At 61.7% G+C, this 15,726-nt stretch carries 16 protein-coding genes; 2 read left to right on the forward strand and 14 right to left on the reverse strand.

The features are described from left to right. Nucleotides 1-541, forward strand: a 541-nt coding sequence (locus tag Q0O99_RS13585) for an iron-containing alcohol dehydrogenase (protein WP_293752428.1), incomplete at its 5' end; no start/stop codon positions are given. A 127-nt stretch (nucleotides 542-668) separates the two neighbouring features. Here the strand turns inward: Q0O99_RS13585 and Q0O99_RS13590 are convergent. The 6 genes from Q0O99_RS13590 to Q0O99_RS13615 all read right to left on the reverse strand — a co-directional run bounded on the left by Q0O99_RS13590 (nucleotide 669) and on the right by Q0O99_RS13615 (nucleotide 6,528). Beyond that, a complete protein-coding gene (locus Q0O99_RS13590; protein ID WP_293752430.1) occupies nucleotides 669-1,112 on the reverse strand; it encodes a transposase in 444 nt (147 codons plus the stop codon). Nucleotides 1,113-1,390: 278 nt separating this feature from the next. Beyond that, complete coding sequence (locus Q0O99_RS13595; protein WP_293752432.1) at nucleotides 1,391-1,777, reverse strand: TfoX/Sxy family protein; 387 nt, start codon at nucleotides 1,775-1,777, stop codon at nucleotides 1,391-1,393. 14 nt (nucleotides 1,778-1,791) lie between these two features. Next, nucleotides 1,792-2,745 carry a rhodanese-related sulfurtransferase gene (locus Q0O99_RS13600; RefSeq protein ID WP_293752434.1) on the reverse strand — a complete coding sequence of 318 codons (954 nt, stop codon included), beginning with the start codon at nucleotides 2,743-2,745 and terminating at the stop codon, nucleotides 1,792-1,794. Between the two features lie 28 nt (nucleotides 2,746-2,773). Then, nucleotides 2,774-3,061: a DUF1330 domain-containing protein gene (locus Q0O99_RS13605; protein ID WP_293752436.1), complete on the reverse strand. Its 288-nt coding sequence runs from the start codon at nucleotides 3,059-3,061 to the stop codon at nucleotides 2,774-2,776. 9 nt (nucleotides 3,062-3,070) lie between these two features. Then, nucleotides 3,071-4,156, reverse strand: a complete 1,086-nt coding sequence (locus Q0O99_RS13610; RefSeq protein WP_293752438.1) for a phospholipase — start codon at nucleotides 4,154-4,156, stop codon at nucleotides 3,071-3,073. Between the two features lie 5 nt (nucleotides 4,157-4,161). Continuing rightward, a complete protein-coding gene (locus Q0O99_RS13615; RefSeq protein ID WP_293752440.1) occupies nucleotides 4,162-6,528 on the reverse strand; it encodes a Tex family protein in 2,367 nt (788 codons plus the stop codon). Nucleotides 6,529-6,745: 217 nt separating this feature from the next. Between Q0O99_RS13615 and Q0O99_RS13620 the strand changes: the two genes are divergently transcribed. Further along, on the forward strand, nucleotides 6,746-7,138 hold the full coding sequence (locus Q0O99_RS13620) for a hypothetical protein (protein WP_293752442.1): 393 nt from the start codon (nucleotides 6,746-6,748) through the stop codon (nucleotides 7,136-7,138). A gap of 220 nt (nucleotides 7,139-7,358) precedes the next feature. Here the strand turns inward: Q0O99_RS13620 and Q0O99_RS13625 are convergent, their stop codons facing one another. The 8 genes from Q0O99_RS13625 to Q0O99_RS13660 form a co-directional block, all read right to left on the reverse strand. Further along, nucleotides 7,359-8,354, reverse strand: coding sequence for a hypothetical protein (locus tag Q0O99_RS13625; protein ID WP_293752444.1), 996 nt, complete (start codon nucleotides 8,352-8,354; stop codon nucleotides 7,359-7,361). Between the two features lie 182 nt (nucleotides 8,355-8,536). Then, on the reverse strand, nucleotides 8,537-9,184 hold the full coding sequence (locus Q0O99_RS13630) for a 2-hydroxychromene-2-carboxylate isomerase (RefSeq protein WP_293752446.1): 648 nt from the start codon (nucleotides 9,182-9,184) through the stop codon (nucleotides 8,537-8,539). After that, nucleotides 9,181-9,876 carry an amidohydrolase gene (locus tag Q0O99_RS13635; protein WP_293752448.1) on the reverse strand — a complete coding sequence of 232 codons (696 nt, stop codon included), beginning with the start codon at nucleotides 9,874-9,876 and terminating at the stop codon, nucleotides 9,181-9,183. Before Q0O99_RS13635 ends, Q0O99_RS13630 begins: the two co-directional genes overlap by 4 nt. 196 nt (nucleotides 9,877-10,072) lie before the next feature. Beyond that, a complete protein-coding gene (locus Q0O99_RS13640; RefSeq protein WP_293752450.1) occupies nucleotides 10,073-11,314 on the reverse strand; it encodes a DsbA family protein in 1,242 nt (413 codons plus the stop codon). A 7-nt stretch (nucleotides 11,315-11,321) separates the two neighbouring features. Further along, the gene (locus tag Q0O99_RS13645; protein ID WP_293752452.1) at nucleotides 11,322-12,269 is read right to left on the reverse strand and encodes a tripartite tricarboxylate transporter substrate binding protein; all 948 of its coding nucleotides are present in this window, start codon (nucleotides 12,267-12,269) and stop codon (nucleotides 11,322-11,324) included. Between the two features lie 34 nt (nucleotides 12,270-12,303). Next, a complete protein-coding gene (locus Q0O99_RS13650; protein ID WP_293752454.1) occupies nucleotides 12,304-13,776 on the reverse strand; it encodes an NAD-dependent succinate-semialdehyde dehydrogenase in 1,473 nt (490 codons plus the stop codon). A gap of 40 nt (nucleotides 13,777-13,816) precedes the next feature. After that, complete coding sequence (locus Q0O99_RS13655) at nucleotides 13,817-15,409, reverse strand: sulfatase-like hydrolase/transferase (RefSeq protein WP_293752456.1); 1,593 nt, start codon at nucleotides 15,407-15,409, stop codon at nucleotides 13,817-13,819. Further along, a complete protein-coding gene (locus Q0O99_RS13660; protein ID WP_293752458.1) occupies nucleotides 15,406-15,720 on the reverse strand; it encodes a hypothetical protein in 315 nt (104 codons plus the stop codon). Before Q0O99_RS13660 ends, Q0O99_RS13655 begins: the two co-directional genes overlap by 4 nt. Nucleotides 15,721-15,726: the final 6 nt, after the last annotated feature.

The raw sequence follows: 15,726 nt of genomic DNA on the forward strand, positions 1-15,726 counted from the left end.
GGAAACCTTCATGGCCGCGCCCTTCAACCCACCTGCAGACGGCATCGCGCTGGACGGCCTGACCCGAGGCTGGGCCCACATCGAGCGTGCCACGCGCAACGGCCAAGACCGTGATGCCCGCCTGAACATGATGAGCGCCAGCATGCAAGGCGCCATGGCATTCCAGAAAGGCCTCGGTTGTGTGCACTCGCTCAGCCACAGTTTGGGCGGCGTGAATCCACGCCTGCACCATGGCACTTTGAACGCCATGTTTTTGCCTGCGGTGGTGAAGTTCAACGCCGCGGCTGAAAGCGTGCAAAAAGAAAACCGCCTCAACCGCATGGCCCAGGCCATGGGCTTGCACAGCGGCTCGGACATCCCCGACGCCATCCGGGACATGTGCGCCCGCTTGGGCCTGCCGGCAGGGCTGGGCGCGATGGGTGTGACCGAAAGTCTGTTTGACGCCGTGATCACCGGCGCGCTGGCCGATCATTGCCACAAAACCAACCCCCGCATCGCCTCGGCCGATGAATACCGCGACATGTTGCTGACCAGCCTTTAAGTCAGCCCTGTAGGAGCGGTCTCTGACCGCGAGTGGGTCCACTGGCTCATCTTTCGCGGTCGGAGACCGCTCCCACAAATAAACGCCCATCGGCTTGCCTGTAGGAGCGGTCTCCGACCGCGAAGCATTAGACCCAAATGGCATCCCAATGCGGGTATTGCCCCGTTTTGACCACCAAACCTGCCCTCACGGGATTGGACACCACATAGCGGGCCACTGACGGCAAGTCTTCCTCTTGACGGATGGCATGGTCATGAAAACCGTTTTGCCAAATGGATCTGCCGATGCGCAATGCGCTCAATGTTTTGACGTTGCGCATGCACACCGAAAGAGTCACTTGTGGGCCCAGCTGCATCAGCCAATGCAAGTGATCGGGCATCACCACAAAAGCCAGGGTCTTGGCGTGCTCAAGCCTTTGCTGATCGCGCAACACGCCAATCAATGTTCGGGCGTTAGGGAAATCATCAAACACCGGCACCCTGTTTTGGGTCACGGTGGTCAAAATGTAAATTTGGCCCGATTGCGAATGTCGCCCTGAACGCAGCCTGTGGGCATGCGCTTGTGAGTTCATTTTTACCCTCCCTGAGCAAAAATTGTGGCACAGCAGCTTATCTTTGAGCAATAAAGAATCCTCTATTTCACACTCAGAGGCTTCGTGAACGAGTGTTGGCCCAGACGGCATCTCGTCTGGATTTGGTGACTTTCGCGGTCGGAGACCGCTCCTACAAATCAAACGCCCATTGGCCCATACCCATCAAACGCCCATCGGCCCATACAAAACACTCATCGGTCCATACCCATCAAACGGCCATCGGCTCCTTCAGAGGCATCCGAACGGCCAAGCGGATTTCATGGGGTGGGCAAGCTTTTGCGTTGCCTTCGCGCCTTCGCTTTTTCAATGGCTTTGGCCTTGGCCAAATGCCCCCGCAAAGCCGCACCCCAGGCCGACTTGGCCCAGTGAACGGCCTCTTCTGGGGCATCAAAAACCGCATCCGGCGCAGCCCAATACGACAGCGCCACGACCTTGCCCTTCATGGCGTAAGTGAAGGGTGCCAGGCCCAATGCCTCAAACTCTGGGCGGTTGACTTCATCGGCCTTGAGGTACAGCCGCTGGTCCATCACGATGGCGAACATCAGGCCCTCGTGGTACAGACCATGCCCGCCAAACATGCGGCGGGCCGATACGGGGGCCCAATCTTCCAGCAGCTCTTGCACAAAGGGAATGAAATCGCTCATGAGCGGAATCGGTTTCAGGGCGCGTCGTGGCTGGGCATCTTGGCCCCCACATGCAACTCGCCCCGCGCTTCGGCCAGCTCGACCTGGCGCTGACGCTCAGCCAGTTTTTCCTTTTGTTCGGGCGTGCGCTGGTCATGACAATAGGCGCAGCTGACGCCCAACACGTAATGCGGTGACTGCTTGTCTTGCTCACTCAGCGGCCAGCGGCACGAGCGGCACAGCTCGTGGTGGCCCAACCCCAAGCCGTGGCCCACGCTCACGCGCTCGTCGAACACAAAGCATTCGCCTTCCCAAGTGCTTTGCTCAGGCGGGATTTCTTCCAAGTACTTGAGGATGCCGCCTTCGAGGTGATACACCTCGTCAAAACCGCGCATTTTCATGAGCGCAGTGGATTTTTCGCAGCGGATACCACCGGTGCAGAACATGGCCACTTTGGTCTTTTTGGCGGCTTCGCCTTGCAGGTTTTCCTGAGCGTCCAGCCAAGCGGGCAGCTGCACAAAGTTTTTGATGTTCGGGTTGACCGCGCCCTTGAAGCTGCCAATGGCCACTTCGTAGTCGTTGCGCGTGTCGATGACCACCACCTCCGGGTCGGCCAGCAAGGCGTTCCAGTCGGCCGGTTTGACGTATTGACCCACCGTTTTGTTCGGGTCCAGCTCGGGCACGCGCAAAGTGACGATCTCTTTTTTGAGCTTGACCTTCATGCGGGTGAAGGGCGGCTTGGGGCTCCACGATTCCTTGTGCGGCAGGCTGGTCAGTCGCGGATCGGCGTGTAAAAAGGCCAGCACCGACCTGACCCCGATTTCCGGGCCAGCAATCGTGCCGTTGATGCCCTCCTGCGCCAGCAGCAGCGTGCCCTTGACGTCGTGGGTCTCGCAACAGGCTTGCAAAGGCGCCTGCAAATCGACGAAGTCGGGCAGTTCGACGAATTTGTAGAGGGCGGCGGTGAGGAAAAGGGGTTCGGTCAACATGCCGTGATTATCCTCTTTGACATCAGGGTTATGTCGAATAAGTGGTCAAAACCACATCAGCAGCCTCTTGGCGCAGAGGAATCAGGGCTTGGTAGGCGGCAGAACCATGCCAAGCCTGCGCATCGTCCGCGGAAGGAAAACGGATCACCACAATGTCAGGGTGTGGGTTAACGCCCGAAAACGTTTGAACCTGTTGTCCTCGAAACACGAGTTCTCCGCCAAAAGGCTGTACCGTGGCCAGAACTTGTCCTCGGTATTGGGCCCATTTTTCTGAATTTTTAACCATCATTTGACCCACGACATAGGCTTCAGGCATAGGACTTCCTCACAAGGGTTGAACATGCAACAAACGGGGGGTTTGCAACCACGCCCCAAATTCATCCGCCAATTGCTGGCTGGCTCGGGCCGCCGCAGTCCACACCTTCACCCGGCCCGCCAAATCGCGGTCATAGGTCATGAAATCCTTTCGGTCGGGCAATTTCCCGTTCGGCAGGGTTTTGACCCACTCGGGGTTGGGGGCCAAGACGATGGTGTCGTCCAGAAAAGGCGTTGCGCCGTGTCGCCACTTGAGCGCTTTGTCCAGCCAACCGGGCACGACGTTTTGCTGAAAATGCGGGTACAGCACGATGGACCGATCAGGCCCCTTGATTGGCGAGGTCCAGTTCAGATGCAAGTGGTAATCGGTGATGCCACCATCCCAATACGCACCATCCGGTGCCCCAGGGATGTCGTGCACGGCTTTCAGGGCGAACGGGATCGAGCAGCTCGCCTGCAGCGCTGGCATGAAGTTGCCTTCAGTCAGGCCGACTGCGCGGGTTCGAAAGTCTTGCGCGTCAAAAGGTAAGCTTGCGCCCTGCCCTGAAAAAACCACCCGCTCCAGCCAGCCACCCAGGGCGCGGCGGCTCAAGGCGTTGCTCAAAAAAGCCCCGGCGTAGCCCAGCGGTGTGCCCAGCGGGTGTTCGCGCTGCAAAATGTGCCGCCCTCGCGAGGTGACAATGTGCAGTTTGTAGCGCGGATGGCTCAGCGCCTCAGCGATGCGGCCGCCGTAGAACGCTTGCAAGCTATGACCAAACGCCTCGCTCACCTGCCTAGCACTCACACGCTTTTGGCCCGGCAGCGGTTCGTATTGCTGGTGGATGTAGTCGTGCTCCAACCGTTCAAACGCCGAAACCGAATCATTCAAGCAAGCCGTGGCCATGCGCCACGCGCCAATCGATGCCCCCACCAGGTCCACGGCTTGGCTGCTTTGCGCCAGCCACTCGCCAAAGATGAAGCGGTCCAGAGGACCCAGAATCAGTCCTTTGGGGCCGCCCGCCGCACCCGGAATAACGCCAATGTGCTCAGGCCGCAATCCGTGTTCACGGATGTGGGCCAGGGCCTTGGGGCCTGCGTGGATGTGGAGGGCTTGCATGGGGCTTATTTCTTCAACCCTTGCAGTTTGGCAAAGGCACTGGCCATGGCCGAACCTGCCGCGGCGGGTGGCGAGGTGTATACCCCAACCGATCCTCCGCCACGCTGGCGGTTGTCCCGCCCGGCCCCTTCAAATTTATTGTCTCTGGGACCATCGCGTCTGGCGGGAGCGGCATCGAGCTTCATGGTCAAGCTGATGCGCTTGCGGGACACGTCGACCTCCAGCACTTTCACCTTGACGATGTCGCCGGTCTTGACCACTTCTCGGGCGTCGGTGACAAATTTGTTGGCCAGCTGGCTCACATGGACCAAGCCATCCTGGTGCACGCCCAGGTCAATGAACGCGCCGAACTGCGCCACGTTGCTCACGGTGCCCTCCAGCGTCATGCCTTCTTTCAGGTCCTTGATGTCTTCCACGCCATCGGCCAGGCGGGCGACCTTGAAGTCGGGTCGCGGGTCGCGGCCGGGTTTTTCCAGCTCGCCCAGAATGTCCTTGATGGTGATCGCGCCAAATTTGTCGCTGGCAAACAGCTCGGGGCGAAGGGTTTTGAGCACATCGCTGCGGCCCATGATCTCCTGGATTGGCTTGGCGATTTTGACAATGATCTGCTCCACCACCGGGTAGGTTTCAGGGTGAACGCCCGTCATGTCGAGTGGGTTGTCGCCACCCCGAATGCGCAAAAAGCCTGCGCTTTGTTCGAAGGTCTTGGCTCCGAGGCCTGTGACTTTCAGCAAGTCTTGCCGGGTCTTGAACACGCCGTTGGCATCGCGCCAGCGCACTACGGCCTTGGCCACGCTGCCCGACAAGCCCGACACGCGGGTGAGCAATGGGACGCTGGCCGTATTCAGGTCCACGCCCACCGAGTTCACGCAGTCTTCGACCACCGCGTCCAGGGTTTTGGCCAGCTCGCTCTGGTTCACGTCGTGCTGGTACTGACCCACGCCAATCGCTTTGGGGTCGATCTTGACGAGCTCTGACAGCGGGTCTTGCAGGCGGCGGGCAATGCTGGCGGCGCCGCGCAGGCTCACGTCCACATCGGGCATTTCTTGTGAGGCAAATTCACTGGCCGAGTACACCGAAGCGCCCGCTTCGCTGACCACGACTTTCTGAATCTCCACGCCGTCGCGCAGCTTGGCCAGTTGTTTGATGAGGTCACCGGCCAATTTATCGGTCTCGCGGCTGGCGGTGCCGTTGCCAATGGCGATCAGGTTGACGTTGTGCTTTTCGCACAGCTTGGCCAGAGTAAAGAGCGAACCCTTCCAGTCCTTGCGCGGCTCATGCGGGTAGACGGTGGCGGTGTCGACCAGCTTGCCGGTGGCGTCCACCACGGCCACCTTCACGCCAGTGCGGATGCCCGGGTCCAGGCCCATGACCACGCGGGGGCCTGCAGGCGCGGCCAGCAGCAGGTCGCGCAGGTTGTCACTGAACACTTTGATGGCGACTTTTTCAGCGTCTTCACGCAGGCGGGTGAACAGGTCGCGCTCAGTTGACAGGCTGAGCTTGACGCGCCAAGTCCAGGCCACGCATTTGCGGATCAGGTCGTCCGAGGGGCGCGCCGCATGGCTCCAGCCCAGGTGCATCGCGATTTTCCCTTCGGCAATGCTGGGTTTGCCGGGTTCTGGCTCGACGGGAAGAACAAGCTTGGCGTCCAGCATTTCGAGGGCCCGGCCCCGGAACACGGCCAGCGCACGGTGGCTGGGCACGCGGCCAATCGGCTCGTCGTAATCAAAGTAATCGCGAAATTTGGCGACGTCGGCGTTGTTCTCGTCCTTGCCGCCGGCCAGCTTGCTTTTGAACAGGCCCTCGTTCCACAGCCATTCGCGCAGGGCCTGCACCAAAGACGCGTCTTCGGCCCAGCGCTCGCTCAGCAAATCGCGCACGCCGTCCAGCACGGCGGGCGTGGTCGTGAAGTCTGCCCCTTCAATGGCGCCGGGGGCCAGCACAAAGGCCTGCGCTTGGGCGTGCGGGTCCAGCGTGGGGTTGGCAAACAACAGGACTGCCAAAGGCTCCAGCCCGGCTTCGCGGGCGATCATGCCCTTGGTGCGGCGCTTGGGCTTGTAGGGCAAATACAGGTCTTCCAGCTCTTGTTTGGTGAGCGCAGCGTCGATGGCGGCCAGCAGCTCTGGCGTCATCTTGCCCTGCTCGCTGATGCTCTTGATCACGGCAGCACGGCGGTCTTCCAGTTCGCGCAGATAGCCCAGACGCGACTCCAGCTCACGCAACTGGATGTCGTCCAAGCCATCGGTCACTTCTTTGCGGTAACGGGCAATGAAAGGGACGGTGGCGCCACCGTCCAACAAGTCCACGGCGGTCTTGACCTGGTCAGGGCGGATGCGGATTTCTGCGGCCAGTTGGGCCAGGATTTTTTGCATGTCTCAGGTCACATCCAGATGGGAGAGCGGGCAAGTTTGCCACAAGCCATCCGTGATCCTGTTGGAAGGTGACACCAAACTGTTAATTCTCAGTTTTCGTATTCATAAACCATCAAAAAATCAATTTAACAAATAAATTCGAAATTTAATTGACACGAAATGATAAAATTGTAAAATAAACGTAAATTCACAATGAAAGGAAATAAGGAGGTTCTTGATGAATTTGCTGTTTAAAAACCTATGGTTGACGATGAAGCATTGGTTCAGTCTGGCATCCATCGGAGCAGTCCTGCTGATTTTGGCAGGTTGTCAGACGATGGGTGGCGGTGAGATCCCTGCGTCAGAGTTTGACAAATTCACGCCCAAGACCGTGGACAAGAGGATCATGAAAGAGGTGAATCTGCGCTGGGAAGTCCGCGAAGATGTGGTTCAGTACTGTGCCAAATCCATCGGCATGGGCCGCGAGCAGGCCTACATCACCCCTCCAGTGGCCTGCGCAGTTTGGCATGTAGCCACCAAGGAGTGCGTGATCATCACAGGCAAACAAACCTCTCATGTGGCTTTGGGCCATGAAGTGCGCCACTGTTTTGAAGGCCACTTCCACAAATAAATCCTGGAGACTGAGAGCTTGGGGTGCTCAGTGCTTTGGCTTGCTCTGGCTCAAGTGCTGCGCAAGGCTTGGCGAAGCCCTTCGCCCACCTCGGGTTTGGCCGCAAAGGGATCGGGCGGGTTGTGGCCCATCACGATCGCTTCCATGCGGCTTTGCACGTTGCCCAGCCCCAGTGGGTGGTTTTACTGTGCATGGCCCGCTGTCGGTGCTGGGCACAAAGTCAGCGCACGTTAACCCTTGCCCGGATGTAGCGTAAATTAATAATCAATGCCCTGGCCGCAATTCGGTCCATGGCCGCGGGCCTGCCGGGCATAGCGTAGGGTGAGTTTTTGGGCATTGGCACCGACTCATGATGTGGATCATCGGCTTCAATCATGGCATCACTGAGAGCAGCTTGGTGCTGGCGACATTCCTTGATGAGTGCGTCAATGGTCGCAGCGGCCAACCTTTGATGGCCACTGGTGAGCGCGGGAATCAGTACATCAAACTGGCGATTCAATCGGACCTGCATTTCTACGTTGACATGTTCATATTTCAGCCATGTTTGTGTGTGGGCTTGCAAACTGCGGGCCAATTGCGCAGCGTTGTACGGATTGGGGATTGGAATGACGGGAGCCAGAACCGGAACCAAGACGTGATCACGACTTTGGATTTCTTGGATTTTGTTATTCCAAAATGGCGTCTCGGGCAAATGGTCCAGCCCCCAGGGCTCTTCGGTCGAACCGGTGAGCTTGGCTCTTGCCACGCCTGGCAATTCGGGCCTGAGCACCATGAAACCATCTTGTGAGCGACCTATGGCTATTCCATCCGGATCGCTGTCTTTGAGCCCCGGGGTCCAGACCAAACTGGTCTGGCCAACTTGCTCATCCACCCTGAGCGCGGCGGTCCAGCCCCTAGGGGCTTTGAGGATGCTTTTTTCAAAGTTGCGTTTGACTGCAAGTTGATCCCATTGCTGCTTATCTTCAATTTCGGGATCTTTGAATGCAGAGGCAGTCACTGGAGGGAGGTTTGGTACTTTGTAAATCAGTGGTATGCCCCAGATTCGGAATGAGTCCACCAGTTGTTTGGCGTCGCGCCGATTGGTCACCTTGTAGCGATAGACCCAAGTGCCCGACACTTGGCCACTGACGGTGCTTTGTATGGCTGGAGATACCGCATTTTGCTGAACGTAGGTTTTGCGGACCCATTGCAGCGTTTCCGGGTCTTGGTATTGCAAAAGCCAGGTGTTTTTGGCTGCATTGTTGACGCCGAGGGAAGTGCTTATTCCGCAGCGCCCACAGGATGGCCTTCGGCAGTGTGTGCAGATGCTAAAACATGGCGATCATCTGAATCAGGCAGCTCCAAGCCTACCGCCAACGCTGTACACGCAGATGTATGAACCACCCAATCGGTAGCCGGCTAACGCGCGCCCCTCACTCTCCACCGCAATAGATCCATCCGGTCCTGTCCGAAGAACGGCTCGTCCCTCAACACAAACAGCGGCACCCCCCAGTGCCCGGCGGCGCGCTGCTCCGTTTCATGGCGCTCAATGAGCGCGTCATAGGTCACCGGGTCTCGCGCGATGTCGCTTTCCATCTCAGCTAGGCTCATACCGGCGCGCGCAACCGCGTTGGCGAGATGACTGCCCGAGTTCCAGCCGTCGATTTGGCCGTCCCAGAGCATCGTCATCACCTCCTGCGCCAGCCCATGCGCGCGGCCGTGCGGCGTGGCCCACGCACCCAGGCGTGTTAGGCGTCGAATGTAGGGTTGTTCGGCCGAAATCGCGAGTGTGCCGTCGTCCTGAACGATCGGATCGGGCCGTGGACGTCGGAACGGGATACCGTGGTAGGCGGCCAAGCGTTGCGTATCGCGTAAAAGATAAGGCCGCTGCAGTGGCGCGTTGCGCTCAAAGTACGACGGCAGTCGGATCGCGAGCGGCGTCACGAACTTCACGTTCCAGCGGACTTCGCCTTCCGCCTCCATTTCCTTCATGCGCTTGAGCGCGATATAACTATAGGGGCTTCTAAACGAAAGGTAAACGTCCACGGTAGGCGCTGAAGCGGTCATCTGTTGTCCTTGTAAAAGCTGTAAAGACGGCGTGGGTTGTGTACGAGCACCTGCTCACGCGCCTTGGGATCGGGTACCCAGTCGGCGAGCAGGTCTAAAAGTTCGGCGACGTTCATCATCCGGTCCCAGTGTGCAACATGGGGCCAGTCGGAGCCCCAGACGCAACGCGTGGGGGCAGCGTCAAGACAGGCCTGCGCGAGCGGCAGGGTGTGATGCCACGGCGCGCTGTCTAGGCGGTACGCGCCCGATAGCTTGACCCAAGCACCGTCGGTCAGCAACGACAGCATGGTGCGCACGCCTAGCCCGTCGATTCCCTCGCGCGCCGGGTAGTGCCCCATGTGATCAATCACGATGGGTACGGGCAGCGCGGCTAGCGCCTGCGCATAAACCGCGAGCGTGCGGGCGTCCACCAGTAGTTGCAGGTGCCAGCCCAGTTCGCGTGCAAGCGCCCCGTAGTTATTCAGCTGCGAGAGGCCGATGCCACCACCATAGAGAACGTTGAGCCGCAGCCCCACCACGCCGGCATCTCGCGCCGCCTCGTACTCGGTAGAGGGCAGACCCAGCGGCATAACCCCGATGCCTCGCAAGCGCTTTGGGCGCCGACGCAATGTCTGGAGCATCAGCCGGTTGTCCGTGCCATGCACGCTCACCTGCACTAGCACGCCGTTCGCCATGCCGGTGTGGTCGAGCATGTCGAGGTGGCCGCCTCGGACGCGGCGGGTGGGGTGTATGAGCGCTCGTTGACGAAGGGATGCGCCCACGGCTGGCCAATCACGTGCGCGTGGCAGTCCACCGCACCCTCGGGCACTTCGAAGCGCGAAGGAGCGCGAGGATGGGGGTCGGGCGGCGGGCATGACGGTGCGGGCGGCGCGCTTGTAGGTACATGTTTCATGCCGCCTTCCTGTCGCCGCGCGATGCGGGCGGGCACTCAAGAAGCGCCTTGATCTCGCGCTCGATCATCCAGAGCCTATCCTGGCCCCAGGTAACCCAATCGCCAAGACGGTAAGTAGGTGCCGCGTATTGGCCGAGCTGCTCGAGCTCGGCGCGGTTTCCTGCGGCCCAGTCTCGCCAACTCTCGTCCGCAAGGTGGTGGCGCAGCGCGGTCCATTCCAGCCCCGCTCGCTCGACGAGCTGGCGCAAGCCCGCTTCGGTCGCAGTGTCGATGCCGTCAGCCCAAATGCCCTGCATCACAGATAGCAGGTACGGTTCGAGCCGGCCGGCTTCGCGCGCGGGCTCGACCAGCGCCATCGCTCGTTCCAAGCCAGTGCCATACGGGTCGCAAAAATTGCCAAAGCGCATGCCGTGGCGTAGCGCCTCGCGCGCCGGATCCGCCCGGAAATACGCGGCCTTGATGGCGGGGATGGTAAATCCCGCCATCTTCATCGGCAGGATCAGGCGTGGGATGATGCGCACTGGGTAGCGCCGCTGCAATTCAAAGCAGCGTTCGGCAGCGAGATACGCGTAGGGGCTGCGAAAGGAGCAAAAGAAATCTATCTCCAGCGGCAGAGCCTGCTTTGTTTCGGTGCCAGCGTCGCGACCGGCCGCTACGTCCCAAGGCCGGCGGCGCAGCAGACCCACGCTGGCGTCAGGCCGGCGCCGGCCCGCGGCGAGCAGGTCGTGCTCCAGGTGGGTGAGCCGGTCCACACCCCAATACCAGTTGTCGCCTAAGGCGATCATGGCGCTGTTGTAGTGGCCACTTTCGAGTTGCCGCTGTTGATGGGCCTCAAGCGCCGCATTCGCCTCGGATTCTGGCACGGCTCCTTCGCAAAGGGCCTTCACCCCGGCGGCATCGCCGGCAAAGAGCGCATCTCCCAAGCGCCGCGCCAGCGCGAGGTAGCTTGGCGCGTCGTGCTCGGCGGCCAGCAGCCGTCGGCTCGCAAGGGCTGTGAGCGCCTCGGGCGGCGGCTGCCCGTTGCTGGTAAAGTCGAGTTCGCAGTGCCGTGCGAGGTCGTGCGCGTCCCGAATCGCATGACTCGCGACGAGGTCGGGTCGCGGGAAATGCTCGCGGGGCGCAAGTGGGACAGTGATGCAGCGTAGCGAGACGTCGTAGACGGCGACTAGGCGCGGCAACATTTGCAACAGCAGGTGGCTCCAAGGGTCGTCCGGACGATGATGAAATCTCAACTCCACGCCAGGCTCACTTCAGCAGCAGCTGAGCGTCCCGCAGCACTAGGCGGTTGCGCGCGGCCTCGGCAAGCACGCCGGCCTTGAAGTCGGCGCCCGGCGCATACGCTCCTTGCACACCCAGCGTCTTGAGCGTAGCTAGGTACTGTGGCGCCTTCACGGCTTGCGCACACGCGGCCTCAAGCGTGTCACGTGCTCCCGCATCGGTGCCCTCCGGCGCGATGATGCCGCCCGAGACCGAGCGGATCACGGGGTATCCCAGTTCCGTGAGCGTCGGTGTGTTGGGTGAGGAGTCGACCCGTTTGTCCGCGGCCACAGCCAGTCGGCGTAGTTGGTGCGTCTCGGCCACTGCGCTGGTGCCGAAGTACGCCTCCACTTGCTTGCCCAGCAGCGCCATCACGGCCGGTGCCTCGCCCTGGTAAGGGATGTGCGCCATGTCAATGTTCGCCTTACTCGTGAAGTCGAGCGCGGCCAAGTGTGGCAGCGAGCCCCCGCCCACGGTCGCGTAGTTGAGCTTGCCGGGATGTTTTTTCGCAAAGTCGATCAGCGTCTTGGCGCTGTCAAAGGGTGACGCCGGCGCGACGAGCAGGTACACAGGCACGTCAAAAGTGCGGCAAACATAGTCCAGCGAGTCGATGCGGTAGCTGACCTCGCGCATCTGGGGCAGTGTCGTGAGTGCTGCAACTGCAACGAAGCCGGTGGTGTAACCGCTTTTGGGTGCCATGGCGACTGTGGACACGCCGATCGCGCCGCCGGCGCCGGCCTTGTTCTGAACCACCACCGGTTGCTTCAAGGCCTCAGACATGGCCTGTGCGAGCGAGCGGCCCATCATGTCGGTGAGGCCACCTGGCGGGAAATTCACAAACATGTTGACTGGCTGCATGGGAAAAGTCTGCGCGCCCGCGACGGCTGCGGATAAGGCCAGTGCGGCCACGCCGATTGAGGAAAAAATACGGTTCATGGGAGTCTCCTTTTTTACGGTAATGTTCTCCCGATTAGGGGAGATGGGCGATGAATTTTGTCGTGAGATAGGCTTGTAAGCCTTCGGTTCCGCCTTCGGAGCCGTAGCCGCTTTCGCGCACGCCCCCGAAAGGCGCCTCGGCCAGCGAGACGCCAAAGGTGTTGATGCCCACCATGCCGGACTGCAGGCCGTCGCCCACTGCACGCGCCGTGCGCGCGGAGTCGGTGAAGGCATAGGCGGCCAGGCCATAGGGCAACGCGTTGGCGCGCGACAGTGCTTCTTCAACCGTGTCGAACGCGGCCACCGGGGCGATGGGGCCGAAGGTTTCCTCGCGCATCATGCGCGCGCTGTCGGGCATACCCGTGACGAGTGTCGGCGAGAAAAAGTAGCCGCGCTCGCCGATGCGGGCGCCACCGGTCACGAGCGACGCGCCCTGCGCGAGCGCATCCTCGACAAAGCCGTCCATCGCCGCCAGCCGCCTGGCATTAGCCAGCGGCCCCAGCGTTGTGCCGCTGTCCAGGCCCGAGCCGACGACGGCGCGGCCTGCAAACTCGGCAAAGCGCTCGACGAAGCGCGCATGCACGCCGCGCTGCACGTAAAAGCGCGACGCGGCCACGCACACTTGGCCGGCGTTGCGCAGGCGCGAGGCCGCGCAGGCCTGCGCGACGGCATCGACGTCGCAGTCGTCGAACACCAGCACCGGCGCGTGGCCGCCCAGTTCCATGGTGCAACGCTTGGCACCGTGGCGCGCCGCGAGCGACGCCAGTTGCATGCCCACCTGGGTCGAGCCCGTGAAGGTGATCTTGCGGATCGCCGGATGGCGGATGAGAAAGCCAGACACTTCGGCCGGCACGCCGAAGACAACGTTGAGCACCCCCACAGGCAGGCCCGCGTCGACGCAGGCGCGCGCCAGCTCCAGTGCGGTGGCGGGCGTCTCCTCGGCAGGCTTGATGACGCAAGTGCAGCCTGCGGCTAGCGCACCGGCCATCTTGCGCGCCGGCGTGAGCGCGGGGAAGTTCCAGGGCGTGAATGCAGCGACCGGCCCGACGGCTTCATGCTGCACCCAGTGGCGTGCGTTGGGCTGGCGCGGCGGAATGACCCGGCCGTAAATGCGCCGCGCCTCTTCGGCGTACCACTCGAAAATTTCGGCGGCGCCGGTAACCTCGCCACGCGCCTCGGCCAGCGGTTTGCCTTGCTCCAGCGTCATCACATGGGCGATCAGCTCGGCCCGTTCGCGGATCAGCCGCGCGGCTTCCATGAGAATGCGCCGGCGCTCCATCGCACTGGTGCGCGACCAGGCGGGAAAGGCAGCCTGCGCGGCCTCGGCAGCGCGCGCTAGGTCGGCTTCGCACGCGAGCGGCAAGTCGCCGAGCGACGACTCGGTCGACGGGTCTATCACGGCTTCGGCGTGCGCGCCGCTGCCGCGCGTCCATTCGCCGGCGATGAGCATGCGCAGGTCGTGAAAGCGAGCCTGGGCCTGTGTCTTGAGGGAAGTAGGAGTGGTCATTGTTCTTGATGTGTCGCAGGAAAAAAAGGCGCTCGCGTTGTCAGGCGCGGGCGATGGGTAGCGGGCTGTCGTCGGCCAGGTCTTCCATCTCCTGCACGAGCTGGAACATGAGGCAAGCCTGGTCGGCTGCATGGCGCGGGTCGTCCCAGAGGTTGCTCATCTCGAGCGGGTCGTTGTGAAGGTCGTAGAGCAAGCCCCAGGCAACGCCCCGGTAGACGGTGAGGCGCCAGCGGTCGGTCACCAGAGTGCGCATGCGCACTGGGCGATCAAAGCCGAGAAAGACGCGCTGGTTGTCCTCCTCCACGACGATGCCCTGCCGCACCGAAGTCGCACGTTCCTCCACCAGCGGCAACAGGCTGCGCCCTTGCATACCATGCGAAGGCGCAAGGCCCGCACGCGCAAGGATAGTCGCGCCGATGTCCACCGTGCCGGCGAGCGCATCGCAGGCGACGTTGCGACGCGTGCCCTGTGGGTCGGCCCAGATAAACGGGACGCGGATCAGGCCGTCGTAATGGATCGGCCCCTTGAACATGAGCTGGTGGTCGCCCATGTAGTCGCCGTGATCGCTTGTGAATACCACCACGGTGTTGTCTGCCAGCCCCAGTCGCTCGAGCGTCGCGAGGATCTCACCGACGGCGTCGTCAATCATCGTGATGGAGCCGTAGGTGAGCGCGATGGCTTCGCGCACGTCCCTCTCGTTCACGGCTTGCAGCATCCATGAATCGCGGTCGGCGCGGCCTTCGTCGCGCTCGGCGATGAGGTGTGCAAGGGGTGGCGGCGGCACGCCGCGGCTGGCTTCAAACGCGGCGGGCAGTGGCATCTTCGCCGGATCGTACATGTCCCAGTAGCGGCCGGGCGGCGTGAACGGATGATGCGGGTCGTTGAAGGAGCAGTGCAGGAAAAATGGCTGTCCGCCCCCGCCCGCCTGATGCCGCTCGAGAAAGCCAAGCGCCTGCTCCTTGATGTACGAGGTGGAGTACAGCGCTTCGGGCACGGCCGTGCGCCAGGCCTGAAGCGCGCGGATGCTCTCTTGCGGCAGCGCGTTCTGCGGCCCGACGAGCTTGTCCGCGCCAGGGTGGCGCGCCTCGCGCCAACGCCCGTAGTGGCCGTGCGCACCGTCGGCATGCGACATGGTGAGATGCACCTCCTGGAAGCCGTAGTAGGGCAGCTTCAGGTCATGGTCCGGGTTGTCCTGCCAGCGGTTGATGCGCTCCTGGTCGTAGTCGCGCGGATCGGGGCCGTGCCACACGTCTTTTAGCGTGGGCGGAGGCGGTATTGCGCCCTCTGTACTTTTCTTCAGTATCGGGCCATCACCCAGCATGGGCTGCAGATGGATCTTGCCGCTGGAGGCCGTGTGGTATCCGGCCGCGGCGAGCAGCTCGACGAAGGTGGTTGCGTCCTGCGACAACGGGATGCCGTTCGAGCGCACGCGATGCACCGACGGCATGCGCCCGGTCATCAGGGTCGCGCGGTTGGGCATGCAGGCCGGGTTGGCCACGTAGAAACGGTTGGATCGCCAGCCGCGCCGGGCCAGCGAATCGATGTGGGGCGTTTGCACAATCGGATTGCCGTAGCAGCCCAAATGATCGGCTCGATGCTGGTCGGTGATGATTAAGAGGAAGTTGGTTGTCATGACGCAATACGGTGGTCGCCGTGAATGTTGTCCAGTGTGAGCGGGCAGTCGAGCACCTGCAACGTTGGCATGCTGCCAAAGCGCGCGCGGATCGCTTCGTTAAACGCAGGCGTGAAGAAGGCTTGCGCATCGCCGGGGCTGGCCCAGAGGTAGATGCCCCCAGCGAACAGGCTGCCCGGCTCTAGGTAGTAGTGCTTGGACAGCAGGCCCTGGGCGGCGCGGTAGCGCGGCAGGCTCTGCTCGAAGAGCGCGGCGATCTCGTCGCGCTTGATTGGCGCGGTGATTTCAAAACGGGTGATGGTCAGGTGCATGGGTCT

It is taken from the genome of Limnohabitans sp. Rim8 (assembly GCF_945901735.1).
In the GTDB taxonomy this organism is placed as follows: domain Bacteria; phylum Pseudomonadota; class Gammaproteobacteria; order Burkholderiales; family Burkholderiaceae_C; genus Limnohabitans_A.